Origin of the sequence: Mycobacterium sp. DL592 (genome assembly GCF_011694515.1) — a bacterium.
Classification (GTDB): Bacteria; Actinomycetota; Actinomycetes; order Mycobacteriales; family Mycobacteriaceae; genus Mycobacterium.
Map to the genome: position 1 here is coordinate 4,572,054 of NZ_CP050192.1, position 24,373 is coordinate 4,596,426.

Consider the following 24,373-nt stretch of genomic DNA (forward strand, 5'->3'; position numbering starts at 1 on the left):
GGGGGCCCATGGACGTCATCCACAAGGGGGTGGGCGACTTCAAGGTCGCACCGAACCTGACCGACTACGAGAAGACCCGAGCGTCGTTCAGTTGGTCGGCGGTGCCCGAGCTGTGCGCCGGAATGGGCGAGGGGGGCTGCAACATCGCATACGCGGCCGTCGACCGCCACGCCGAGGGGCCGCACGCCGAACGCACCGCCCTGCGGTTCGTCGCTGACGCCCCGGACAGCGACGAGCTGGTCACCCACGATGTCAGTTACGCCGAGCTGGGCCGGCTGACCCGCAAGTTCACCAACGTGCTGCGCGGGCTGCAGATCGGCAAAGGCGACCGGGTCTTCGTGATCATGGGTCGCGTCCCCGAGCTCTATGTCAGCATGCTCGGTGCGTTGCGCAACGGCAGCGTGGTCTCCCCGCTGTTCTCCGCCTTCGGCCCCGAGCCGATCGCCACTCGGGTCAACATCGGCTCGGCCGACGTCATCGTCACCACCGCGGCGATCTACAAGCGCAAGATCGCCAAGATCCGCGACCAACTGACCTCAGTCAAGCACGTCCTGGTCGTCGGCGACGACGTCCCGGGCACCCAGAACTTCCACCGGCTGATGGATGACGCACCCGAGGAAGCGCCCATCGAACACACCACCGCCACCGACCCGTCACTGCTGCATTTCACCAGCGGCACCACCGGCACGCCCAAAGGCGCCCAGCACATACATGGTGCCGTCGCCATGCACTACATCACCGGCCGCTACGCACTGGACCTTCATCCCGACGACATCTATTGGTGCACAGCAGATCCCGGTTGGGTCACCGGGACCTCCTACGGGATCATCGCGCCGCTGCTGCACGGGGTCACGTCGATCATCGACGAGGCCGAGTTCGACGCGCAGCGCTGGTACCGCATCCTGCAGGACGAGGCCGTCACCGTCTGGTACACCGCGCCGACAGCGATCCGGATGCTGATCAAAGCCGGGCCGGAACTGGCCGCCGAGTACCGCTTCCCCGCGCTGCGCTTCATTGCCAGCGTCGGTGAGCCGCTCAACGCCGAGGCGGTCTGGTGGGGAAAGCGTGTGCTGGGCTTGCCGATTCACGACAACTGGTGGCAGACCGAGACCGGCGGCATCATGGTGGCCAACACCCCTGCCTTCGACATCAAGCCCGGCTCGATGGGCCGGCCGCTACCGGGTGTGGACGCCTGCGTCGTCGAGCACGACCAGGAGACCGGGTGCGTGCGCATCATCGACGAACCCGACGTGGAGGGCGAGCTGGCATTGCGGGTGGGCTGGCCGTCGATGTTCCGCGGCTATCTGAACCAGGACGAGCGCTACCGCAAGTGCTTTCACCCGGATCCGCACGGGGACCTCTACCTGTCGGGCGATCTGGTCAAGCGTGACGCCGACGGCTACCTGTGGTTCGTCGGGCGAGCCGACGACGTCATCAAGGCATCGGGGCACCTGATCGGACCGTTCGAGGTCGAGAACGTGCTGACCGACCATCCTGCCGTGGCAGAGGCAGCGGTGATCGGCAAACCCGACCCGACCTACGGCGAACTGGTCAAGGCGTTCGTCACGCTGAAGTCCGGCTACACCGGTGACGAGGCGCTGCGCCGCGACCTCATGGGGCATGCCCGCAAGCGACTTGGAGCGGCGGTGGCGCCCAAGGAGATCGACTTCGTGGACTCGTTGCCGCACACCAGATCCGGCAAGATCATGCGCCGGCTTCTCAAGGCCCGCGAACTGGGCCTGCCCGAGGGCGACATCTCGACCGTGGAAAGCCCGGCGGGGGTGAAAGCATGACCGACCCGAGGTTGGCGCGGGAGCTGCTGACCGACATGATCCGGGTGCGGCGCATGGAGGAGAAGTGCGCCGAGATGTACAGCGCCGGCAAGATCCGCGGTTTTCTGCACCTCTATGTCGGGGAGGAGGCCGTGGCCGCCGGGTCACTGCGCGTCCTGGGCGCCGAGGATGCGGTGATCGCGACCTACCGCGAGCACGCGCACGCCCTGCTGCGCGGAATCCCGATGACCAAGATCATGGCCGAGATGTTCGGCAAACAGCAGGGCTGTTCGGGCGGCCGCGGCGGCTCGATGCACCTCTTCGATGCCGACCGGCGCTTCTACGGCGGCAATGCGATCGTGGCGGGCGGCCTGCCCACCGCGGCCGGACTGGCCTTCGCCGACGCCTATCTGAAACGAAACCGGCTGTCCGCCTGCTACTTCGGTGAGGGTGCGATGGCAGAAGGCGCCTTCCACGAGACCATGAACATGGCGCAGCTGTGGAAGCTGCCGGTGTTGTTCTGCTGCGAGAACAACCGCTACGCGATGGGCACCTCGATCGAGCGGGAGCTCTCCGACGTCGACCTGCTCGTGCTCGCGGAGTCCTATCGGATCCCTGCCGCCAGCGCCGACGGCATGGACGTGCTGGCCTGCCACACCGCGATGCAGCAGGCGGTCGAGCATGTGCGCACCGAAGGCGGACCGTTCTTCCTGGAGTTCCGGACCTACCGGTTCCGGCCGCACTCGATGTTCGATCCGGAGCTCTACCGCGACAAGGCCGAAGTCGAGAAGTGGCGTGAACACGACCCCATTCGCACGTTCACCGACACCTGCCTGACCGAAGGCCTGGTCACCGCCGAGGACATCGCGGCCATCGAGGACGCGGTCGCGGGCGAGGTCGCCGACGCGGTGGCCTACGCCGAGGCTGGGACCTTGGAGAGCGTCGAGGACCTCACCCGGGATGTCATGACGCCGCAGGCAGTGTCGTGAAGGCGACCTATCGCAGTGCCCTGCACGACGCCATCGCCGACGCCATGCGCACCGACGAGCGGGTGGTGCTGCTCGGTGAGGACGTTGGCCGCTACGGCGGCACCTATGCGGTGTCCAAGGGTCTGCTCGAGGAGTTCGGGCCGGATCGCATCCGTGACACCCCGATCTCGGAGCTGGGATTCGTCGGGATCGGGATCGGTGCCGCACTGGGCGGGCTGCGGCCGCTGGTCGAGGTGATGACGGTCAACTTCAGCCTGCTGGCCCTGGATCAGATCGTGAATACCGCGTCGGCGCTTCGCCATATGTCCAACGGGCAGTTCTCGGTTCCACTGGTGGTGCGGATGGCGACCGGCGCCGGGCGCCAGCTGGCCGCGCAGCATTCGCACAGCCTGGAGAACTGGTATGCCCACATCCCCGGCATCACGGTGCTGGCCCCGGCCACAGTGGTCGACGCCTACGGGATGCTGCGCACTGCGCTCGACAATCCCGACCCGGTGGTGATCTTCGAGCACGTCGGCCTGTACAACCTGGCCGCCGATGTGGAGTCCTTCTCGGCGACTGACATCGCGCGGGCGGCAGTGCGGCGCGCGGGCACCGACGTCACCATCGTCGCCTACGGCGGCAGCCTGCCCAAGGCGCTCGACGCCGCCGACCAGTTATCGCAGGCCGGAATCGACTGTGAGGTCATCGATTTGCGGGTGCTGCGCCCGCTGGACGACCAGACGATCCTGGACTCGGTGCGCAAGACGCATCGTGCGGTGATCGTCGACGAGGCGTGGCGCACGGGCAGCCTGGCAGGCGAGATCAGTGCGCGCATCGTCGAGGGTGCGTTCTATGAGCTCGACGCGCCGATCGCCCGGGTCTGCACCGTCGAAGTGCCGATCCCCTATGCCAAGCATCTCGAGGAAGCCGCCCTGCCCCAACCGGACAAGATCGTGGCTGCGGTGCGCGGCCTGTTCGGGGATGCCGGGGTGAGCACCGGCGGGCAGGAGCGCAGCGACCCGGGAATGGGCAGATCGTGATCGACTTCACGATGCCGGCGCTGGGCGCCGATATGGACGAGGGCACGCTCAACGAGTGGCTAGTGAAACCCGGCGACACCGTGAGCCGCGGCCAGATCGTCGCCGTCGTCGAAACCACTAAGGCTGCAGTCGAAATCGAATGCTGGCACGACGGTGTTATCGGCGAATTACTGGTTCCGGTGGGCCAGACCGTGGAGGTGGGCACACCGCTGGCCACCATCCTGGAAGCCGGTGCGTCCCCGCAGCCGCGCCCGGCCGCACCCGCCGCGGTCAGCGAGGCGGCCCCGTCGGCGGCGGCTGTCACACCTACCGATGCGCACCCGCAGCCGCCGGTCGGGCACCGACTCTGGGTTTCACCGGTGGCGCGGCGCACGGCGGCGTCGCTCGGCGTCGACCTGAAGACGCTGACCGGCACCGGCCCGCAGGGCGCGATTACATTGCACGACGTCGAACACGCCGCGGCCACCGCCCATCACGAAAAGCCCAAGCCCGCATCGAAGCCCGTCGTCTCCGCTGAGCCCAAGTCGGCGGCGCAGAAGGCCCGTGAACGCGGTGCTGCCATGCGGGCGTCGATCGCGGCGGCGATGAGCCGCTCCAAGCGCGAGATCCCGCACTACTACCTGTCGGACGAGATCATCCTCGACACCGCGCTGGCCTGGCTCACCGAGCAGAACGCCGGGGTGCCTATCACCGAGCGAATGCTGGCGGCGGTGCTGCAACTTAAAGCGGTCGCGCTGGCCGCCCAACGTTACGGCGAGTTCAACGGGTTCTGGCACGACGACGGCTTCGAAGCCTCCACGCAAGTCCATGTGGGCGTGGCGATCTCATTGCGAGGCGGCGGCCTGGTGGCCCCGGCGATCCACGACGTCAACGAGAAGAAACTCGACGAGTTGATGCGCGACCTGACCGATCTGGTGGCCCGCGCCAGGGCCGGCTCGCTGCGCAGCTCAGAGATGTCCGATCCCACCATCACCCTCACTAATCTCGGCGACAAGGGCGTCGACTCCGTCTTCGGGGTCATCTATCCCCCGCAGGTCGCGATCGTCGGATTCGGCAAGCCCGCCCAGCGGGTGGTGGTGGTCGACGGCGGCATCCGGGTGGCGACCACGGTGCAGGCCAGTCTGGCCGCCGACCACCGCGCCAGCGACGGTGCGCGCGGCGCGCTGTTCCTCGCCGAGATCGACCGCCTGCTGCAGCAGCCCGCCGAACTGTAAGCACTAAGGAGCCCATGATGAGTACCGCCGACATCCGCGACCAGGTGGTCGCCGAGCTGCTCGCGATCGCACCCGAGGTCGAGGAGGGCGATCTGTCCGACAGCGAACTGCTGCGCGACCAGGTGGACCTGGACTCGATGGACTGGCTGAACTTCCTGGTACGCCTGCATGAACGTTTCGAGGTCGACATCCCGGAGTCCGAGTACAAGTCGCTGCGCACCATCGACGACCTGACGAGCTATATCGGCGCGCATCGCTAGACTTCGACGATGGCCCAGCTGCCGTCTGTCGTCCTCACCGATCCCACCTCGGCGCTCACCGCAACCTTCGTGCCGTCGGCCGGAATGATCTGCACCTCGCTGGCCGACGGCGGTGTCGAACTGCTCGGGCAGCGGCGCGGCCTGCAGGCCTATCTGGACAACGGCAAGACGATGGGGGTGCCCATCCTCTACCCGTGGGCAAACCGGTTGAGCGCCAACACCTATGGCGTCGACGGGGGTGCGGTGACAGTGACACCCGGGGTTGGCGGGGTGCGTGCCGACGGCAACGGCCTGCCGATACATGGTGTGCTCTCGGCATACCCGGGCTGGCTGGTCACCGAACAGTCCGGCGATCGGCTGGCCGCCGACCTCGACTTCGGGAGCCTGCCGGGGTTGCTGGCCAGCTTCCCGTTCCCGCACGAGCTGACCCTGGACGTCACGCTGAACAACCGGGCTCTGACCGTGCAGACGACGGTGAACCCGACCACCGCCGCGGCAGTGCCGCTGTGTTACGGATTCCACCCCTACTTCGCCATCCCTGAGGTTCCGCGCGCCGAGTGGACGCTGCAGGCACCAAGGCTGCGGCACCTACCTGTCGACGAGCGGGGTATCCCCACGGGAGCGGCGGAGGATTGGGCGGCCTTCTCGGAACCGCTGGGCAACAAGACGTTCGATGACGGATTCGACGGGGTCGAGCCGGGGGCGGTGTTCGCCCTGTCCGGCGGGGACCGCCGTATCGAGATCGTCTTCGACCGCGGCTACCCCGCCGCGCAGGTCTTCGCGCCCCTCGGTGAGGAACTGGTGGCCATCGAACCGATGGCGGCGCCCACCAACGCTTTACGTGCGGGCGGTTATCCCGTCGCGGAGCCGGGCCTGCCCGCCACGTCGGTCTTCACCATCCGCGTCGCCTGACTTCTCGCCGAGATTGATCCTGCGCAGCTCGCTACTCGCAGTTCTTCTGCGTGAGTTCAATCTCGGCGCAGCGGCGGGCGGCCGGTGACTACCGCCGCGGCTTCCAGACCACCAGCGCGGTGCTCTTGGGCACCACGGCCAGGTCGCGACGCTGGTTGGCGCGCAACGAGTCCAGCTCCCTGGCCATCTCCTGGATGCGGGACTGCAGCGCCTCGACCTGATTGGTCAGCTCGATGATGCGCTTGATCCCGGCGAGGTTCACACCTTCGTCCTGCGAGAGCCGCTGCACCTCGCGCAGCAGCTCCACGTCACGTTCCGAATAGCGGCGCCCGCCACCGGAGCTGCGCTGTGGGCTGACCAGGCCGAGCCGGTCATAGGTACGCAGCGTCTGCGCATGCATACCGGCCAGCTCGGCGGCCACTGAGATCAGGAATGTGCGCGACTCTTCCGATGCGCTCATGCCCGGTTTCCTGCCCAACCAGCTCGCGGGTCGAACCCGCTGGCCTTTTCCGCGGCGGCGTAAGCCTCGAGCGCTTCGAGCGCGGCGCCTTCCAGGGTGGGCGGAACCGCGACCTTGACGGTGACCAGCAGGTCGCCGTGCCCACCGCTGCGCTTGGGGACACCGCGGCCACGCACCCGCAGGATGCGTCCGTCGGCAGTGCCCTTGGGCACCCGAACACCGACCTTGCCTTCCAGAGTCGGCACGGAAAGTGTTGTACCCAAAGCCAGTTCGGTGAAGCTCACCGGAACCGTCACGGTCAGGTCGTCGCCGTCGCGGCCGAAGACCTTGTCAGGGCGCACGTGCACGGTGACGTACAGGTCACCCGACGGCGCGCCGCGCAGCCCGGCCTCACCCTGGCCGGCCAGCCGAATACGCTGACCGTCCTCGACGCCGGGAGGGATCCGCACGTTGATGGTGCGGGTCCGGGTCGCGACACCGGTGCCGCGGCACTCGTCGCACGGGTGCTCGATGATCGAGCCGCTGCCCCGGCAGTCGGTGCACGGTTCGGAGAACCCGAACGCGCCCTGGTTGCGGTTGATCATCCCGGAGCCGTTACACGTGGCGCAGACCTTCGGGCTGGTGCCCGGACGTGCCCCGCTGCCATGGCAATTGGTGCACGGAGCCGGACTGGTCAGCCGCAGCGGCATGGCGACACCCTTGGTCGCCTCCAGGAAGTCGAGATCGGTTTCGGTCTCGAGATCCTTGCCGCGGCGCGGCCGGCTCGGCCGTTGCTGAGCGCCCCGGCCGAACAACCCGCCGAACAGATCGCCGATGTTGGCGCCGCCGTCCTGGCCGGCCTGGCCGAACAGGTCGTTGAGGTTGAACTCCCCACCATCGCCGCCGAAGCCGCCACCGGCGCCGGCACCACCGCCGTTGTTGAACCGGCGGCCGAAGCCGCCACCACCGGCGAACAGACGACGGGTCTCGTCGTACTCCTTGCGTTTGGCCGGGTCGGTCAGCACATCGCGGGCCTCGCCGACCTCCTTGTAGCGTTCGTCGGCGGCGGAATTGTCCGGGTTGCGGTCCGGATGATTCTCGGCGAGCAGCTTGCGGGCCACCCGCTTGATCTCCGCCTCGTCGGCGTCAGAGGAGACGCCGAGCACCTTGTAAAAATCCTTCTCAACCCATTCTCGTTGAACCATGCAGCGTCACCTCCTTACCGTGTTGTCGTTCTTACTGATCTGATTCTGCGTTCTGACCGCCGGAGTCTCCTGCGTTCGGGGGCGTGTCGGCCCCATCGGCGTCGCCGTCGACCGCGTCGACAACGCCGACCAGGGCGTGTCGCAGCACCTGATCGCCGAGGGTGTAGCCCTGCCGCATCACGGTGCCGATCACCGGCTTGGAGCCTTCGCCCTCATGCTGGACGGCCTCGTGCAGCGAGGGATCGAACTCGTCGCCCTCGGCACCGAAGCCAGTCAGGCCCAGCCCGGTGAGGGCGGCCACCAGCTTGTCGGCGACCGACTTCAGCGGACCGCTTTCCAGGTCACCGTGGCTGCGGGCGCGGTCGAGATCGTCGAGGACGGTGAGCAACTGGCTCACCACGACGGCCTTGGCCCGCTCGCCGGCAACCTGCTGGTCGCGCAGCGCACGCTTGCGGTAGTTGGCAAAGTCGGCCTGCACACGCTGCAGGTCCGACGTGAGTTCGGCGATCTTGTCGGCCAACTCGCCACCCGCCGACCCGGGAGCCTCCGACCCCGGCCCACTGGGGGCCGGGGCGGAGGACTCGCGAACTTCGCCAGTCAGCGGGTCGATGCGACGCTTGTCGGTGACGGTCACCGGTTCGTCTGCATGCCCTTCGCTCACTTGTTCTCCTGATCGTCTTCGACGACCTCGGCATCCACCACGTCGTCGGACGACGAGCTGCTGGAAGAGTCACCACCGGCGGCCTGCTCGGCCTGGGTGGCTTCGTAGATCGCCTGGCCCAGGGCCTGGCTCTCGACGCCCAGCTTCTCCATCGCCGACTTGATGGCGCCGATGTCGGTGCCCTCGAGCGCGGTCTTGGCCTCGGCGATCGCGCCGTCGACCTTGGTCAGCGTGTCCTCGGGAACCTTGGATCCGCCTTCGGCTTCACGCTGCTCCTTGACGAACTTCTCCGTCTGGTAGACCAGCGACTCGGCCTGGTTGCGGACGTCGGCCTCTTCGCGACGCTTGCGGTCCTCGTCGGCGTGCGCCTCGGCGTCCTTGATCATCCGGTCGATCTCTTCCTTGGACAGGCCGGAGCCTTCCTGGATCTTGATCGTGTTCTCCTTGCCGGTGCCCTTGTCCTTGGCCGTGACGTGCACGATGCCGTTGGCGTCGATGTCGAAGATGACCTCGATCTGGGGCACGCCGCGCGGAGCCGGCGGGATACCGGTCAACTCGAAGCTGCCGAGCAGCTTGTTGTGCGAGGCGATCTCGCGCTCACCCTGATAGACCTGGATCTGCACCGACGGCTGGTTGTCGTCGGCGGTGGTGAAGGTCTCCGACCGCTTGGTCGGGATGGTGGTGTTGCGCTCGATGAGCTTGGTCATCACGCCGCCCTTGGTCTCGATACCGAGGCTCAGCGGGGTGACGTCGAGCAACAGCACGTCCTTGACCTCGCCCTTGAGCACACCGGCCTGCAGGGCGGCGCCGACTGCGACGACCTCGTCGGGGTTGACGCCCTTGTTGGGCTCCTTGCCGCCGGTGAGTTCCTTGACCAGATCGGTCACAGCGGGCATGCGGGTGGAACCACCCACGAGCACCACGTGGTCGATGTCAGAAACCGAGATGCCGGCGTCCTTGATTACCTGCTGGAACGGCTGACGCGTGCGGTCGAGCAGATCCTGGGTGATCTTCTGGAACTCCGAGCGGGTCAGCTGCTCGTCGAGGAACAGCGGGTTCTTGTCGGCGTCGACGGTGATGTAGGGCAGGTTGATCGAGGTGCTCTGGCTGGAGCTGAGTTCGATCTTGGCCTTCTCGGCGGCTTCACGCAGCCGCTGCATGGCCATCTTGTCCTTTGTCAGGTCGATGCCGGCCGAAGCCTTGAACTTGTCGACGAGCCATTCGACGATCCGGTCGTCCCAGTCGTCGCCACCGAGGTGGTTGTCACCCGAGGTCGCGCGGACCTCGACGACACCGTCGCCGATTTCCAGCAGCGAGACGTCGAAGGTGCCGCCACCGAGGTCGAAGACCAGGATGGTCTGTTCCTTGTTGCCCTTGTCCAGGCCGTAGGCCAGGGCCGCGGCGGTGGGCTCGTTGACGATGCGCAGGACGTTGAGTCCGGCGATCTGACCGGCCTCCTTGGTGGCCTGACGCTGGGCGTCATTGAAGTACGCGGGCACCGTGATGACCGCGTCGGTGATGTCCTCGCCGAGGTAGCTCTCAGCGTCGCGCTTGAGCTTCATCAGCACGCGGGCGCTGATCTCCTGCGAGGTGTAGTCCTTGCCGTCGATCTCGACGGACCAGTCGGTGCCCACGTGCCGCTTGACCGAACGGATGGTCCGGTCGACGTTGGTCACTGCCTGGTTCTTGGCGGGCTGGCCGACCAGCACTTCGCCGTTGCGCGCAAAGGCGACCACCGACGGCGTGGTGCGGGACCCTTCGGAGTTGGCGACCACGACGGGATCGCCACCTTCGAGGACCGCGACGCACGAGTTGGTGGTCCCGAGGTCGATACCGACCGCACGAGCCATGTTGTGTTCCTCCTGAATAGTTACGTCTTAGGTCTGAGCGGACCAGACTCAAGCCTGCTCCTGTCGACGGTCTTCTGTCAACTCAGACTTGAGCCTCGTTCACTCAAGTGTCGAAGTGGTCAACGGCAGGTCTTCCGGATTTGTTCCTCGACGGGTGCACATTGCTGCATTCGGCTTCCCAGTCCGACGGCGGTGTGCGACGTCGAGGAGAGCCCCGGGTGAATTCCGGCATCGAGCCAGCAACGGTAGTTTTCGTTCCGTGGGGATATCGTTGGCCGATCTGGACAGGTGGGATCCTGGATCAGTCCGCCGAGTCTCCACGGCGGCAACCAACCGCGCGAACCACTTTCGCGACGTCGCGCACAACCAGGGTGCCATCATCGCGAAGCTGCAGTGGCGGGGCGTCTCCCACGAGGCAGCCTCGGCCCGGGCCATGGCAATCAGCCACAGCCTCCTCACCCACGCCGAAGAATGCGAGGTCGCTGCGCGTGATGTCGCGGCCGCAGCGTCCGAGGTGGAGTCGATCAAGTCTGAATGGGCCCGGATTCAGCGTATGGCCGACCGCTGGGGGATCACGATTGACGTAGCGAACAGCACGTTGGAGTGCTTTCACTCAACCGATCGTGAGCAACAGGCAGAGAACGAGCGACACCTGCAAATCGTTCAAGATGCGATCGTCGATCTGCTCCGGCGAGCCGATTCCACGGATCGACGCCTCGCCAATGCGGTTGACAAGGCGATGTCTGAAATGTCTGAGGGCGACAGCGCCGAAGCACCGGTGGCTCCCGACTCCGTCCAGAAGCGCAACGAAATCGCTGCCTTTCGGAACATATTCGGGCGAGACCCCGTCAGCGATAGTGACTGGGCGACCGCTGCGGCCCTGGATCCGCACAGCTACAGCGCAAAGAACAACGGCGTGGCAGCGAACATCGCGGTGGCCCGCATCAAGCCGGTACCCGGCCAAGGTGTCGTGCGGACGAATCTGTTCATTCCCAGTAAGGATGTATGGGCTCCGACAATCGATTTCCCGCCCTTCGACAACGGCCATTCGCTGCCTTACGACAACAACGTTGGCGACAACCGCGGCTTCGCCCCCTACGCCGGACCCGAAGACTCGCGGGTCGCGATCTACACCGACTTCGAAAACGGAATCATCGTCGCCCGCCAGAATCCATCGGTGAACGCGGATACCGGAGCAGTGAAGGCGGGCACCCCCAGCGTTTCGGCGGTGCAACAGTCAAATGGTGCGGTGTTGCTCCATTACAACGCGGCCGATCCCTTCTCCCCTGGCGGCGAAGGGCCGGCGAAATCGATCCCGTTCAGCGTCAACGGAACGCTCGGTATTAGTCCTGGCGCGGACGGGCCACGGGTTGGGGGCACCGTCACCACCTTCCCTGCGCTGGAAATCTACGGTGACCGGAATGGAACCACGACACCGCTGTTGCAGTCGTGGCCAAGCTTCACCGATGACGCTTCCGGGCCGATGATCGGTTTAGTACCTCATAAGGAAGTGGGGGACGCGAGCATCATCACCAGCTTCAACAGTGTCGTTCCGCAGTACGAGCCCCCGCAGCGTGGGCCGATGGACGGACCCCAACCCGCGCCCATCGCGCCGCCGATGTCGATTGTTCCGCCCGGCAACTTCACGCCCTTCGGTCCCGCGGCAGCAGGCGAGGTACCGGTGGTACGGACGATCACACCTTTTCAGGGCACCGAGTTCCCGCCTCCGCACCGACGCTGATGCCACACGTCCAGTCAGGGGAATGGTTGTTGAGAAGTCCCGGGGAAGGTTGATGATGAAACGTTCTACAGTCGATCTGAACTCGAGCACTCGTCGCGTTCGACAGATTTGGAGGGGCTGCCATGGCACGTGAGGTCGACTGGCGGAGAGCCACATTCGTCGGCGCGGTCATCGGTGGACTTTTCTGGGGTCTGGCCGCAGGTGCTGTCCTGGCTTCTAAGGCTTCTCCAAGCGTTATCACCGTGATTTGTATCGTCGCGGTGGGCGTGGTGATCGCGGGTGCGTTCGTGTTTCGCCGCAGTATCAACCCGCGCAATCGCGCCTTAGGTATTGGCCTGATTCTGGCTCCCATTACCGGCTTGGTGCCGATGCTAACCCTTTGGCTCCCAGGCATAGTCACACACGCGAGCTCCTGGGGAAGGTGAGGAACGACCATGAGTATGCCGGACGTCTCAGATACTCCGACCCCCGAGGATCAGCACCCCATCGCAATGCTGACCGGCCTGTTCGTCGGCTTCGCATCGGTGATTCTGACGTTCGGCTTTCTATGGCCCTTGGCCCCGCTGTTTCCCGCGGCGGTTGCGGCTGCGGCGTCCGTGCTCCCGTTCAAGAACCATTGGTATGTGGCGCGTGGCGCGTTCTACGCGTGTTTGGGAGTTGTCGCATTCGAAGCTGCATTCGTACCGATGCTCTTGCTGAGTTGACGCAGCAGGTCTGAACGAGCCGGATCGGAACGGGCACAGAGTTCGCGAATTGCGTTCCAGCTCAGGGAGTCTTCCTGGTGGGCGACCTGCTCCAACTCAGAAGCGCTGCGCTCCTCTACGGCTTGGAAGACTCGTGCCGCGTCTGCGACGTGAGTGGACTGTTCAGTGAGAGCGGTGTGATGGGCATCGGCGACCTGCTGCCAGGTGGCCGCCATGCGTACTAGTGCGTCGGCCGATGAACCCACCCACCCAGATTCAGAGTCACTGAGATCGACCATCGACCGCCGGTGCGAGGCCGACAATGCTGCCGCCTGCTCATCTATATCCGACCCGCCACGGACCAGACCCTCGACATCAACCTTCAGGTCATCGGCCATGGCGCTCCTTCCGAGTATCGGACTCTGAATTTTAGGTCGCCCGCCTCGCCCGCGATAGTCGGTGAACGTTGCCTTTACGCCTTGGTTGTCGTGGGTCAGGACCGGATGAACGCCAGTAGGTCGGGGTTGAGGACGTCCGCGTGTGTCGTCAACATGCCGTGCGGATAACCCGGATACGTCTTTAAGGAGCCTTGCTGCAGGAGGTCGACGGCGCGGGGCACCGAGCTGGCGAACGGGACGATCTGATCGTCGTCACCATGCATCACCAGGACGGGGACAGTGATCGATCGCAGGTCGTCGCTGTAGTCCTCGAGCCAGGAGGACACCGTCTCGTAGGCGGCCTGCGCACTGCCCGACATGGCCTGGCGCCACCAATTCGAGATGATCGCCTCAGACGGCTCGACCCCCGGACGGTTGAACCCGTAGAACGGGCCTTCAGGCACCTCGCGAAAGAACTGCGAGCGGTTACCCAGTACGCCGTTGCGAACCGCCTCGAACCACTCCTGCGGCCGACCCCCGGGATTGGTCTCGCTTTGCACCATGCTCGGCGTCAATGAGGCCACCAACACCGCCTTGGCGACCCGGTCCTGATAGCGCGCGACGTAGCGCGCCACCTCGCCGCCGCCCGTGGAGTGCCCGATGTGGATCGCATCGCGCAAGTCCAGGTGTTCAGTCAGCGCAGCCAGATCGGCCACCCAGTGGGCCATGTCGTTACCGGTACCGACCTGGTCGGAGCGACCGTGTCCACGCCGGTCGTGGGCGAGCACGCGGAATCCGTTCTGGAGGAAGAACATCATCTGGGCGTCCCAGTCATCGGCGCTCAGCGGCCAGCCGTGACTGAAAACGATGGGCTGGCCAGAACCCCAGTCCTTGTAGAAGATTTCGACACCGTCGGAAGTGGTGATGGTGGGCACTGGCGGCTCCCTCTCGATCCCTGAATGCCCGACCCCCAACAAAGCCTGCGCCGCAGCCGAGAAGGCGTCAACCAGGAGAGTGCAGAGTGCGCCAATATCCCGGCCGCGCGCTAGGTTGACGCCCATGCCCACTGTCACCCTCGCCACCGCTCAGGCCCTGATCGCGGCCGCGCACGCCGAGGCCGACCGCCGCTCGGTAAAGATCTCCGCCGCGGTCGTCGACGCCGGTGGCAATCTTGTGGCCTTCGGCCGGATGGACGCTGCCGAGATCGCCGGCCCGGTGCTCGCCGTCGACAAGGCCTACACCGCCGTCGCCAACAGCATCGCCACCGCGGATCTGGCCGTGCTGGCCGCCCCGGGCGGCGAGCTGTTCGGCTTGCAGGCCAACGGCGGCGGCCGCTTCGTCATCTTCGGCGGCGGCATCCCACTGGAGGCCGACGGTGTGATCGTCGGGGCCGTCGGGGTCAGCGGCGCCAGTACCGCCGACGACGTCGCCTGCGCCGAGGCGGCGGTGCAGATCTGGACCGCGGGAGCCTGACGCTATCGGTGCCGCCGGCCCAACAGCCGCACCAGCACCACCTGGGCTACGGCGAACAGCCCGAGCATCCCACCCACGATGCCGAACCCGCTGTACACGCTGCCGCCCGACGAAAATGCCGCGCCCACAACGCTGTTGATGCCCACTGAAATGGCTGTGCGACCGAATTCCGACGCCGCCGTCACACCACCGGCGAACTCCAGCGGGGTCAGCTCCTGTCGCCAGCGCGTCAGCACCAGCCGGGCGCAGACGTTGCTGACTCCGAACAGGAATACCGCCACCATCATCACCGGCAGGTTCACCGGGATCCAGCCGACCGCCAGCACCAGCGTGCCCGCCGCGCCGCCGAGCACCCACCCCATGCCCGAACCACGGTGTCGCGTCACGGCATAGAGCAGCGCGCCGGCAACACCGCCCAACGCGAACGCCGACCCGACATGCCCGACGGCGGCCGGGTGGTGCAGCAGGCCTTTGGCGAAGAAAGCACTGAGCAGCTTGCGCAGCTCGTAGAGGTGGAACAGCATCAGAGCGGCGACCACGATCAGCAGGTACCGGTGGGCGAGGATGTACTTGAGCCCGCTCCACGAGCCGCCGTGTGACGACGGATTGTCGAGATGCCCGGTGAGCGTCGTCTTCGGGATGAACAGGTAGCAGACCGCCGAGGCGACGAAACCGATCGGGATGACGATGTGCGGCACGATGCCGTCCGACCACAGCATCAAGCCGCCGAGCATCAACGGCCCTGCGACTGCACCCACCTCGAAGGCCACCTCGTAGCGGGAGTTGATGCGGTCCAACAGGTTACGGCGATGCCCGACCAGATCCAGCGGGACGGTATGCACCGAGGTGTCGACGTAGCCGCGGATCAGCGCCTCGAGTGTGTAGCAGACCATCACCCACGGCAGGCTGGCCACACCGAAAGCCATGGCGATCGGGATACCTGCGAGGACCACACCGCGCAGCAGCGTCGAGAACACCAACACAAGGCGGGCGCCGAACCGGTCGGTGGGCCAGCCGGCGAGGTAGGTCCCGAGCATGTGTACGCCGGTGCCGAACGCCGAGAAGAATGCGGCGTTGCCCAGCGATCCGGACATGTCGGCAACCAGCAGCGGCTGCGCCAGATGCACTGCACTGTTGACGATCTGGGTGACCAGGACGCCACTGAGCAGTCCGCCCAGCCGCACCGAATCGGTGTCGGAACTGGACAGGCTCACGCGATCATCACCTCGGCATGTGGTCGAACGCATTGTGGCCCACAAACGCGGCCGCCGCGATCAGGAGCACGGCGACGAGCCAGCGTCCGTGCACCTTCATCAGCCGTTCGTATCCTTCCTTGATGCGGCCGGCAGCGCCCGGTCGAACCAGTTCGATCACGGTGGGTGCCACGGCAGGCACGAGGGCGATTCCGGCGAACACGACGATGCCCACCAACCGATCTGAGCGATCGGAGATCGCCAACAGCTGGTGGCCCGCCGCGATGGCGATCGGGAACACCTTGGGGTGCAGGCCGCCGACGACGAACCCGATCAGCCCGGCCCGGCCGATGCGTTGTCGCACTGGCAGATCGACTTCGGGATTAAGGCGGCGCGCCAGACCCGGGAAGCGCTCGGCGAGCGCCTCCCGCAGCCGGCTGGGGGTGTATCCGGGTTCGGTCGGGTCGGCGATGGGCTTGTGGCGCAGCGCCGCCACCGCCCGGTAGAGGCCGATCGCCAGGAGCGCCACCGCGATCACCACCCGCACGATGAACCCGGGCCAGGACGGGTGATGCGGCGCCTCCGACATCCCGGTCAGAGCGGCGATCCACATGCCGATGCCGGTGGCGAAGACGATGCCGACGACGGCACCGAGGCTGAACGCCAGCGACGCCTGCCTGGGAACCTTCTTGTCGCTGGCGATGATCAGCCCGACGATCAGCGTCTCGGGGCTGAACAGAATCGCCAGCGCCAGCGTGGCGAGGACGGTCAGATGCGCGGTCATCGGATCACCCCGCCGAGAGGCGCCGGGCGACGTCACCGTAGCGCCGGAACCGCTCCTCGCTGGCGCTTGCCGCGTTGTACAGCACGACGCGGGTCGCGACGCCCGCGTACCTGGCGGCCAGCGCGTCGGCCAGGCCGTCCCAGGTGGATTCGGTGGCGAAGGTGGCGATGTGCTCGTCGGTGATCTGCGCGGCCATGCCTTTGACGTCGCCGGCCTTCTGCTTCTCGCGGATCCGGGCCGTGGTGCCCTCGAAGCCGGCCTCGTCCCAGATGAAGGCGTAGTTGGGAGTGCTGCCGTAGAAGCTCATGCTGGCCCGCACCAGTTCCCGGTCGGCGTCGCGTTCCTCGTCGGTGTCACCGACAACCGTCAGCACCGGGACGATCAGTGCGATTTCGGAGGCTGACCGGTCCGACTTCGCCGCCCCCTCAGCTACTTTCGGCACCACGTGCCGGGCGATGTAGCCGGGCTCCCCGATGGGATGGACGTGCACACCGTCGGCCACCTCACCGGCCATCCGCAGCATCCACGGGTTCACCGCCGCGATGTCGACCTTGGGATCGGGGGCATCGATGGGGCCCGCACTCCATTGCGGGGTGATGAAGTCCAGGTCGTAGAACTCGCCGTGGTGATCGAGCGTGCCGGTGCGGAACGCCGCGAAACAAGCTTTGACCGCCAGGACGTAGTCGCGCAGACGCGGACCCGGCCGTTCGAACGCCGAGCCGTAGCGCCGCACCACATGGGTGCGGACCTGGGTGCCCAGTCCCAGCCGGAATCTGCCCGCGGTGGCTTCCTGCAGTTCCCACGCAGTGGCCGCCGTGATGAACGGACTTCGCGGGAAGGCCACTGCCACACCGGTCGACAGCTCAAGGCCAGGCGCGGCCTGCGAAGCCACCGCGGCGTTGAGATACGGGGTGCGGCCGGTCTCGGTGAACAGCATCCCGGAGAACCCTGCGGCCTGTGTGCGGGCGGCGAGGGCACCGATCTGGCCGAGGGGAAGGGCCGAGGTCATCACATCGACGTACACGCAGCGGACAGTACGCGACTGCCCTGCGCATAAGGTGCACACGTGGGTACCTACGCAGTCACCGGGTCCGCGTCCGGGATGGGCCAGGCGGTCGTGGCCAAACTTCGCGCCGAAGGCCACACCGTCATCGGCGTCGACATCAAAGAAGCCGAGGTGGTAGCAGACCTGTCCACCGCGACCGGACGGCGCACCGCCGCCGACGCGGTGCTCGCCGCCAGCGGCGGCCGGCTCGACGGCGCGGTGTTGGCCGCCGGTCTGGGCCCCACTCCCGGTACCGATCGGGCGCGTCTGATCGCCCAGGTCAACTACTTCGGTGTGGTGGACCTTCTGCAGGCGTGGCGCACCGCGCTGGCCGCCGCCGACAAGGCCAAGGTCGTCGTCTTCTCCAGCAACTCGACGACGACGGTGCCGGCGGTGCCCAAGCGCGCTGTCGCCGCCCTGCTGGCCGGCGACAGCGACAAGGCGGTGCGGGCCGTGCGCCTGTTCGGCCGCAATGCCCCGTCGATGGCGTATGCGGCCTCCAAGATCGCGGTGAGCCGGTGGGTGCGCAGGCACGCGGTGACCCGGGACTGGGCAGGGGCCGGCATCCGCCTCAACGCCCTTGCTCCCGGCGCCATCCTGACGCCGCTGCTCGAGCGGCAACTGGCCACCCCGAAGGAGGCCAAGCTGATCCGGGCCTTCCCGGTCCCAATCGGTGGTTTCGGCGACCCGGGACAGCTGGCCGACTGGGTGTTGTTCATGCTGTCCGATTCCGCTGAATTCCTTTGTGGCAGCGTCATTTTCGTCGACGGCGGATCGGATGCCTATTTCCGCTCCGACGACTGGCCCCGGTCGGTACCTGCCCGGCGGCTGGTGTCCTATCTGTGGCGCAGCAGGAAGTTCACCCCCTTTGTCGACTGACATCGCCGTCTACCGGATACCGGTGCTGACCCTGGCTGCCGCACTGGCGGCGGCCGGCGTCGTGTCGGCCTGCAGCCGTGCCGATACCCCAGCGCACCAGACCGTGACGGTATCGGTGTCCTACGACGACCTGCTGAGCCAGAAGAACATCACCCGCCAGGCCAGCCTGCGCGTCGGCGACACCCTGAAGGTCTCCCTGGCCGCCAACCCGTCGACCGGCTACCAGTGGGCGGGGCAGGCACAGATCAGCAACGGCGCCGTGCTGACCCAGGCCGGCCACCGCGCCGTGGCCCCGACCGGCGGGCCGCCGGGTGCGTCCGGAACCGAAGAATGGACGTTCGAGGCTGAGGCACCCGGTGCGGCGACCGTCACGACCAGCTATGGCCAGCCCTGGCCCGGGGGACAGAAGAACGCCTGGACCTTCACCGCCGAGGTGTCGGTCAGCTAGGGCCGCATCGTGTAGGCGCCGTCGTAGCTCTTGACCTGTTCCCACATCCGATCGAAACGATCGGTGTCGGTCAACGGTTTGCGCACCGCGGCCAAGGCCCAGTCTTGCTGAGCCTGAGTCGAGCTCGTCTTACCGTGCAGGGCAACGGCATACGCCGAAAAGTCGCGGACCTGAACGTCGAAGATCTGGTCGATGACGTCGAGGTCGATCTCACGCAGGTCGGCCTGCTCCAGGATGAGCTGACCGTAGACCACCAGGGTGAACAGGTGCCCGACCACGAGCATGAAATCAAGGTCGCGCAGTTGATCGGCATCCGGTGCGGCCGTGGCGAACAGATGCTGCAGCGCCTTGGCCTGTTCGAAGAACCGTGCCACGTTCGGCACCCCCGAGAACTTCTCGTAGGCGGGGGTCCAGTCGGCGAACTGCACTTTGGACGCACCGCCGGCCAGCCCCTGGGACCAGAAGAACACGTCGTCGGCGGGGTCGTCTCGGGTGCCGATCGCCGGGTAGTCGGCAGGGTTGAACAGGTAGTTCGGCATGAACTTCAGGATCTGTGCCACGTTGACGTGCACAGTTCCCTCCAGACGGGGCAGCGCACCGATGAGCCGCGCCACTTCGGCGAAGTAGGTGTTGCGCTCGAAACCCTTGGCCGCCAACACATCCCACAGCAGCCGAACCACCACTTCACCCTCGGAGGTCACCTTCGCCTTGGTGACGGGGTTGAACAGCAGATAGCGCCGGTCCTGCAGGCTGGCGCTGCGGAAGTAGTCGATGGCGCGGTCACTGAACAGCTTCATCGCCACCAGCCGGACGTAGGCCTCGACGAAACTCGCTCGCACGTGCGGGAAGTCGGTCACCGGATTGCCGTAGAGGATCCGGTTGTTGGAGTGGGTGATCGCCTCGTAGAACGCGTGCTCGCACATGCCGATTGACGCGGTGCACAGATTGAACTTGCCGACGTTGACGGTGTTCAACGCCACCGAGAAGGCGTCGGGGCCGGTGCAGAGGATGTCTTCCTCGCGGACCGGATAGTCCTCGAGCCGGAAGTTGCTCACGTACATCTGGCCGTGCACGACGTTGCCGATCAGCTTGTACGCGGGGTGGCTGCTCTCGGCGGCGAACCACACGTAGCCATCGGGGCCGTCGACGTCGGCGCGGCGCGAGAACACCGACACCATGCCGGCCACGTTGCCGTTGCCGATGTAGTACTTCTCCCCCGAGGCACGGAACACCACACCCTCCTCGTCGCCGTCGGCGGCGGGCGTGAGGACCATGTCGGTGTTGTAGATGTCGGCACCGTGCTCACGCTCGGAGAGCGCGAAGGCCATCACACCGCCGTTGTCCAACTGCGCGGCGGCACGTTCCTTGGCCTTGATGTTGTCGCTCTGCCAGATCGGGCCGAGACCGAGAATCGTGACCTGCTCGGCGTACCAGTAGGCCAGGCCGTAGAAGCCGAGGATCTCGCTGAGTGCGGCGTTGCGTGAGGTGTCCCAGCGCTTGTTGTCGTCGCCGATGCCGTACTCGGAGGGGGTCAGGAAGGTCGCGAAGATGCGCTCGCGCTTGATGAAGTCGAGGAAGTCCGAGACCCAGGTTGCGTCCAAGTCGTCCTGAAGCAGTTTGGTCTTGCCGCGCGACTCGAACCATTCGACTAGTGCCTGAAGTTGGCGACGGGTTTCCGCATCGAACTGCGAGAAATCCTGTGTGTTCGGGTTGAACAGTAGTCGGGGGGTCGCCATCGGGCTCCTTTCGTCACTACGGCGTTCGAATCTAGCCTGATCGGCGCCCGGAAAATCCTGTTCGCCGACAACTCAATAGTGACGTTCTCGTTGGGCCGGAAGTCCTGACCAGGAACCGGCCCCCGAAGACTGTGAAAACCCTGTGCGCCGGCTGGGCAAGGATTAGCGTCACGGCCGAAGCCGGATGCCAGCCGCTCGACATCGGGAGTGCGATATGACCACCATCAAACAAGTCTGCCTGGGTGCCGCAATCGCCGGCGTCGTCGCTGGCACCGGGTCGGCGATGGGAACAGCCGTCGCCTACGCCGAGGGGCCGGCATCGGATTCGCCCGGCACATCTCAGTCCGACTCCCCGGGTGCGTCCGCAAGCTCCTCGCACGCCGGCCCCGCCGGCCGTTCGGCGAGGTCCGCAGCCACCACGACCCGCGGCGGGTCGACAACTGGCGATGACGCCAAGCAACCGGCGACCGCGGCCGCGGCCCGAGTCCCCGGGGCCGGTGCGGCGCAGCGCCGGACCACCGCGCTGTTGCGTGACATCGGCACGACGCAGGATCAGGCACCCGAGACCGTCGCCGCCGTGGACGTCGTCCCCGCGTTGGTCCGGGCCCCCGCCCCGGCGGCCCCCGCACCGACACCGGCGGCGCCGGTGACTCTCGCGAACGTTGTCGCGTTCAGCGCGTCGGCGACCAGCGGACGGGTCCGCAGCGCCAGCGCGACGACGACGCTGCTTTCTGCGCAGCCAACGCACGTGCTGTTGATCGGCACGGACGGCACGAACCTGGGCAAGATCCTCGCCGATCCGGTCGCCAACTCCGGGTTCATCGACCTGATGAACCAGAGCGTCACCGGCGCAACGAGCATCGTCGGGCATACGACGATTTCCGGGCCGTCCTGGACGACGATTCTGACCGGCGTGTGGGACAACAAGAGTGGCGTGATCAACAACCTGTTCAACCCGGCGCCGTACGACTCCTGGCCCACCGTGTTCAACCTGATCGAGTACAACAACCCCGCGATCGACACCGCGGTGATCGCCGACTGGAAGTACATCAACGACATCGGCAACGCGGGCGGCTACAAGGCTGACGTCAACCAGTTCGTCGCCTTCACCAACAGCTGGGCCGACACCGATGCGCAGGTCGTGTCTAACACCATCCAGATGATCCAGAACACCCAGGCCGGCGATTCGAACTTCATCTTCTCCTACCAGGTGCAGGTCGACGAGGCCGGTCACGCCTACGGCGGCGGGTCGCCGCAGTACGCCCAAGCCGTTACCAATGTCAGCAACAACATCGCTGACATCATGGCCGCGATCGACACCTGGGAAACCGCCAATCCGGGTGAGAAGTGGACGGTGATCGTGACCACCGATCACGGCCACCAGCAGTCGCAGGGCTTCGGTCACGGCTTCCAGTCACCCAATGAGACATCGTCATTCGTCATCTTCGACCTGGCGGGCGACAACGCCAACGACGGCAAGCAGAACCTCGGCTACACCAACGCCGACATCACGCCCACGATCATCAACCTGTTCGGTCTTCCGGCGCGCTCGGACTTCGACGGCGTACCGCTGACGACGAAGACCACCAGCATTGTCGACCCGACCGATCTGGTGCAGGCGCTCAAGGATGCGACCGCCATGTACGGCTACCCGAACATCGGCGTCGACCTCGCACTCGGTGTCCGGACGGTGTTCGCGTCGATCCCCTACTTCCTCGACGGATTCGTCACCAGCGTCGCCACCCAGTTGCAGGGCATCGTCGATCAGAACATCTTCTTGCTCAGCGCGCTGGCGGGGATCGCCGAGGCGCTGGTGAATATCACCGGCGACATCGTCGTGGGAACCACGCAGGCCCTCGCACGGGTGGTGGCCCACCTGACCGGCTCCGGTGTGATCGCACCGACCGATCCCCCGCTGCCCCCGCCGGCGGGCGCGGCCGTGGTGCCCACCCCGGCACCGGTGCTCCTCGCGGTCAACGTCGCCTGACCGAACGCATTAGCTCCCCGCACGATCGAAGCCGTAGACCCTCGAGTCACTGCAGTAACTTTCGTCACTGAGTGCGTAGTCTGGTCAGATGCGCTCACGGAACGGCGTGCAAGCCTGCGTTGCGATGGTGTGGCTGGTCATCGCCGGCGCCGCGGCCGCCGGGTGCAGCAGCACAACCGACGGCGCGGCAACCTGCCCGGGCTGCGGCCCCGGCGGGGAGCCGAACTTCCCCACCAGTCGTCCCACCATCGCCCCGCCGACCACCACGACGGCGCCGAGCGGGCCATCCCCGGGCGGCGAGACCCTGGCTCCCAGTTCCAGCGGCTACGTCTACATCGAGACCAAATCCGGCCAGACCCGCTGCCAGATCAACTCCGCGACAGTGGGCTGCGAGTCCAACTTCACCAACCCGCCCGTCATCAACAACGAACCCGCCAACGGCGTCGAGGTGAGCGCCCAGGGCAGTGTGCGCTGGATCAGCGGCAACCTCGGCGCGATCCCCACCACCACCCTCGACTACAGCACCTATCGCGCGGTGGGCTGGACCATCGACGCCAGCAGCAGTGGCACCCGCTTCACCAACGACGCTACCGGCCACGGGATGTTCATCAGCACGGAAGGCGTCGAGGTCTTCTAAGCTGGCGCAGGTGGACTTCCGTGTATTCGTCGAACCCCAGCAAGGCGCCAGCTACGCCGACCAGCTCGCCGTCGCCCAAGCAGCCGAATCCCTAAGCTATTCAGCGTTTTTCCGCTCCGACCACTATCTGGCGATGAGTGGTGACGGGCTTCCCGGGCCGACGGATTCGTGGGTGACCCTGGCGGGGATCGCCCGCGAGACCACCACGATCCGGCTGGGGACGCTGGTCACCTCGGCCACGTTCCGCCATCCCGGACCGTTGGCGATCTCGGTCGCCCAGGTCGACGCCATGAGTTCGGGCCGAGTCGACTTCGGCATCGGCGCGGGCTGGTTCGAGGCCGAGCACCTCGCCTACGCCATACCGTTCCCGCCGCTGGGTGAGCGCTTCGAGCGGCTCACCGAGCAACTCGAGATCATCACCGGGTTGTGGACGACGCCGCCGGGTGAAACCTTCGACTACACGGGCGCCCACTACACGGTCAAGGATTCACCGGCGCTACCCAAACCGGCCCAACAGCCGCACCCGCCGATCGTCATCGGCGGCGGTGGCGCCAAACGGACCCCGGCGCTGGCCGCCCGGTTCGCCGCCGAGTTCAATCTGGCCTTCCCCACCCTCGACTTTGTCGAACCCCAATACGGGCGGGTGCGCGCCGCCATGGAGAAGGTCGGCCGCGAGCCCGACGACATCGTCTACTCGGCGGCGTTCGTGGTGTGCGCCGGCCGCGACGAGGCCGAGATCTCGCGGCGCGCCGCAGCGATCTCCCGTGAGGTCGATGAGTTGCGGGACAACACCCCGCTGGTCGGGACGCCGTCGGAGATCGTGGACCGGCTGGCGCCCTTTATCGAGGCAGGCGTCCAGCGGGTGTACCTGCAGGTGCTCGACCTGTCTGATCTCGACCATCTGGACTTGTTCGCCAGCGAGGTGGTCCGCCAGCTTTCGTGATTGCGGAATGACACAAATGCCCTGGCAAGGCCGCTAGCATAGGTAGCCGTGGCGAAAACTGACCCCGCTGGGGCCACCGGCTATTCAACCGGGGACGCCATTCCTTTCCCCGATCCTTTCGGC

Annotated in this window: 24 protein-coding genes; 14 read left to right on the plus strand and 10 right to left on the minus strand. The window is 66.4% G+C overall.

Going from position 1 to position 24,373, the window contains the following annotated elements:
- Positions 1–8: 8 nt before the first annotated feature.
- The 6 genes from acsA to HBE64_RS22075 are packed head-to-tail and all read left to right on the plus strand — an operon-like array spanning position 9 to position 6,169.
- Positions 9–1,793, plus strand: a complete 1,785-nt coding sequence (acsA, locus tag HBE64_RS22050) for an acetate--CoA ligase (protein WP_167107152.1) — start codon at positions 9–11, stop codon at positions 1,791–1,793.
- Complete coding sequence (gene pdhA / locus HBE64_RS22055; protein WP_167107153.1) at positions 1,790–2,761, plus strand: pyruvate dehydrogenase (acetyl-transferring) E1 component subunit alpha; 972 nt, start codon at positions 1,790–1,792, stop codon at positions 2,759–2,761. The genes acsA and pdhA overlap by 4 nt, the downstream gene beginning before the upstream one ends.
- A complete protein-coding gene (locus tag HBE64_RS22060; RefSeq protein WP_167107154.1) occupies positions 2,758–3,783 on the plus strand; it encodes an alpha-ketoacid dehydrogenase subunit beta in 1,026 nt (341 codons plus the stop codon). The genes pdhA and HBE64_RS22060 overlap by 4 nt, the downstream gene beginning before the upstream one ends.
- Positions 3,780–4,997 (plus strand): dihydrolipoamide acetyltransferase family protein, encoded by a 1,218-nt coding sequence (locus HBE64_RS22065; RefSeq protein WP_167107155.1) that lies wholly within the window; start codon positions 3,780–3,782, stop codon positions 4,995–4,997. The genes HBE64_RS22060 and HBE64_RS22065 overlap by 4 nt, the downstream gene beginning before the upstream one ends.
- 17 nt (positions 4,998–5,014) lie before the next feature.
- Complete coding sequence (locus tag HBE64_RS22070; protein ID WP_208300523.1) at positions 5,015–5,257, plus strand: acyl carrier protein; 243 nt, start codon at positions 5,015–5,017, stop codon at positions 5,255–5,257.
- A 9-nt stretch (positions 5,258–5,266) separates the two neighbouring features.
- Positions 5,267–6,169 (plus strand): aldose 1-epimerase, encoded by a 903-nt coding sequence (locus HBE64_RS22075; protein ID WP_167107157.1) that lies wholly within the window; start codon positions 5,267–5,269, stop codon positions 6,167–6,169.
- 88 nt (positions 6,170–6,257) lie between these two features.
- Here the strand turns inward: HBE64_RS22075 and HBE64_RS22080 are convergent, their stop codons facing one another.
- The 4 genes from HBE64_RS22080 to dnaK are packed head-to-tail and all read right to left on the minus strand — an operon-like array spanning position 6,258 to position 10,324.
- Positions 6,258–6,629 (minus strand): heat shock protein transcriptional repressor HspR, encoded by a 372-nt coding sequence (locus tag HBE64_RS22080; RefSeq protein WP_167107158.1) that lies wholly within the window; start codon positions 6,627–6,629, stop codon positions 6,258–6,260.
- Entirely contained in the window at positions 6,626–7,813 is a 1,188-nt protein-coding gene (dnaJ, locus tag HBE64_RS22085; protein ID WP_167107159.1) for a molecular chaperone DnaJ, read from the minus strand. Before dnaJ ends, HBE64_RS22080 begins: the two co-directional genes overlap by 4 nt.
- Positions 7,814–7,844: 31 nt before the next feature.
- Positions 7,845–8,474, minus strand: a complete 630-nt coding sequence (grpE, locus tag HBE64_RS22090; protein WP_167107160.1) for a nucleotide exchange factor GrpE — start codon at positions 8,472–8,474, stop codon at positions 7,845–7,847.
- Complete coding sequence (gene dnaK, locus HBE64_RS22095) at positions 8,471–10,324, minus strand: molecular chaperone DnaK (protein WP_167107161.1); 1,854 nt, start codon at positions 10,322–10,324, stop codon at positions 8,471–8,473. The genes grpE and dnaK overlap by 4 nt, the downstream gene beginning before the upstream one ends.
- Positions 10,325–10,595: 271 nt before the next feature.
- Between dnaK and HBE64_RS24500 the strand changes: the two genes are divergently transcribed.
- Together HBE64_RS24500 and HBE64_RS22105 are read left to right on the plus strand one after the other, a co-directional pair.
- Complete coding sequence (locus tag HBE64_RS24500; protein WP_208300524.1) at positions 10,596–12,065, plus strand: hypothetical protein; 1,470 nt, start codon at positions 10,596–10,598, stop codon at positions 12,063–12,065.
- 122 nt (positions 12,066–12,187) lie between these two features.
- On the plus strand, positions 12,188–12,490 hold the full coding sequence (locus tag HBE64_RS22105; protein WP_167107163.1) for a hypothetical protein: 303 nt from the start codon (positions 12,188–12,190) through the stop codon (positions 12,488–12,490).
- 215 nt (positions 12,491–12,705) lie between these two features.
- Here the strand turns inward: HBE64_RS22105 and HBE64_RS22115 are convergent, their stop codons facing one another.
- Together HBE64_RS22115 and HBE64_RS22120 are read right to left on the minus strand one after the other, a co-directional pair.
- Positions 12,706–13,146: a WXG100 family type VII secretion target gene (locus HBE64_RS22115; RefSeq protein ID WP_167107165.1), complete on the minus strand. Its 441-nt coding sequence runs from the start codon at positions 13,144–13,146 to the stop codon at positions 12,706–12,708.
- 95 nt (positions 13,147–13,241) lie between these two features.
- The gene (locus tag HBE64_RS22120) at positions 13,242–14,060 is read right to left on the minus strand and encodes an alpha/beta fold hydrolase (protein WP_208300525.1); all 819 of its coding nucleotides are present in this window, start codon (positions 14,058–14,060) and stop codon (positions 13,242–13,244) included.
- Positions 14,061–14,184: 124 nt separating this feature from the next.
- Between HBE64_RS22120 and HBE64_RS22125 the strand changes: the two genes are divergently transcribed.
- Positions 14,185–14,598 carry a heme-binding protein gene (locus tag HBE64_RS22125; RefSeq protein WP_167107167.1) on the plus strand — a complete coding sequence of 138 codons (414 nt, stop codon included), beginning with the start codon at positions 14,185–14,187 and terminating at the stop codon, positions 14,596–14,598.
- A gap of 2 nt (positions 14,599–14,600) precedes the next feature.
- Here HBE64_RS22125 and HBE64_RS22130 read toward each other — a convergent pair whose 3' ends face one another.
- Genes HBE64_RS22130 through HBE64_RS22140 form a run of 3 tightly spaced genes read right to left on the minus strand, consistent with a single transcriptional unit; the run spans position 14,601 to position 17,599 of the window.
- Positions 14,601–15,812 (minus strand): MFS transporter, encoded by a 1,212-nt coding sequence (locus HBE64_RS22130; protein ID WP_167107169.1) that lies wholly within the window; start codon positions 15,810–15,812, stop codon positions 14,601–14,603.
- A 7-nt stretch (positions 15,813–15,819) separates the two neighbouring features.
- A complete protein-coding gene (locus HBE64_RS22135; protein ID WP_167107171.1) occupies positions 15,820–16,575 on the minus strand; it encodes a GAP family protein in 756 nt (251 codons plus the stop codon).
- Between the two features lie 4 nt (positions 16,576–16,579).
- The gene (locus tag HBE64_RS22140) at positions 16,580–17,599 is read right to left on the minus strand and encodes a TIGR03617 family F420-dependent LLM class oxidoreductase (protein WP_167107173.1); all 1,020 of its coding nucleotides are present in this window, start codon (positions 17,597–17,599) and stop codon (positions 16,580–16,582) included.
- 42 nt (positions 17,600–17,641) lie between these two features.
- Here HBE64_RS22140 and HBE64_RS22145 point away from each other — a divergent pair, with 42 nt between their 5' ends.
- Complete coding sequence (locus HBE64_RS22145) at positions 17,642–18,499, plus strand: SDR family oxidoreductase (RefSeq protein WP_167107175.1); 858 nt, start codon at positions 17,642–17,644, stop codon at positions 18,497–18,499.
- Complete coding sequence (locus tag HBE64_RS22150; protein ID WP_167107177.1) at positions 18,489–18,947, plus strand: protease inhibitor I42 family protein; 459 nt, start codon at positions 18,489–18,491, stop codon at positions 18,945–18,947. The genes HBE64_RS22145 and HBE64_RS22150 overlap by 11 nt, the downstream gene beginning before the upstream one ends.
- On the opposite strand, the gene HBE64_RS22155 is transcribed toward HBE64_RS22150, so the two are convergent.
- On the minus strand, positions 18,944–20,683 hold the full coding sequence (locus HBE64_RS22155) for an acyl-CoA dehydrogenase family protein (RefSeq protein ID WP_167107180.1): 1,740 nt from the start codon (positions 20,681–20,683) through the stop codon (positions 18,944–18,946). The genes HBE64_RS22150 and HBE64_RS22155 overlap by 4 nt on opposite strands.
- Before the next feature lie 214 nt (positions 20,684–20,897).
- Between HBE64_RS22155 and HBE64_RS22160 the strand changes: the two genes are divergently transcribed.
- The 3 genes from HBE64_RS22160 to HBE64_RS22170 all read left to right on the plus strand — a co-directional run bounded on the left by HBE64_RS22160 (position 20,898) and on the right by HBE64_RS22170 (position 24,250).
- Positions 20,898–22,670, plus strand: a complete 1,773-nt coding sequence (locus tag HBE64_RS22160) for an alkaline phosphatase family protein (protein WP_243841419.1) — start codon at positions 20,898–20,900, stop codon at positions 22,668–22,670.
- Positions 22,671–22,758: 88 nt separating this feature from the next.
- On the plus strand, positions 22,759–23,307 hold the full coding sequence (locus tag HBE64_RS22165) for a hypothetical protein (RefSeq protein ID WP_208300526.1): 549 nt from the start codon (positions 22,759–22,761) through the stop codon (positions 23,305–23,307).
- A 10-nt stretch (positions 23,308–23,317) separates the two neighbouring features.
- Positions 23,318–24,250, plus strand: a complete 933-nt coding sequence (locus HBE64_RS22170; RefSeq protein ID WP_167107183.1) for an LLM class F420-dependent oxidoreductase — start codon at positions 23,318–23,320, stop codon at positions 24,248–24,250.
- Positions 24,251–24,373 lie beyond the last annotated feature (123 nt).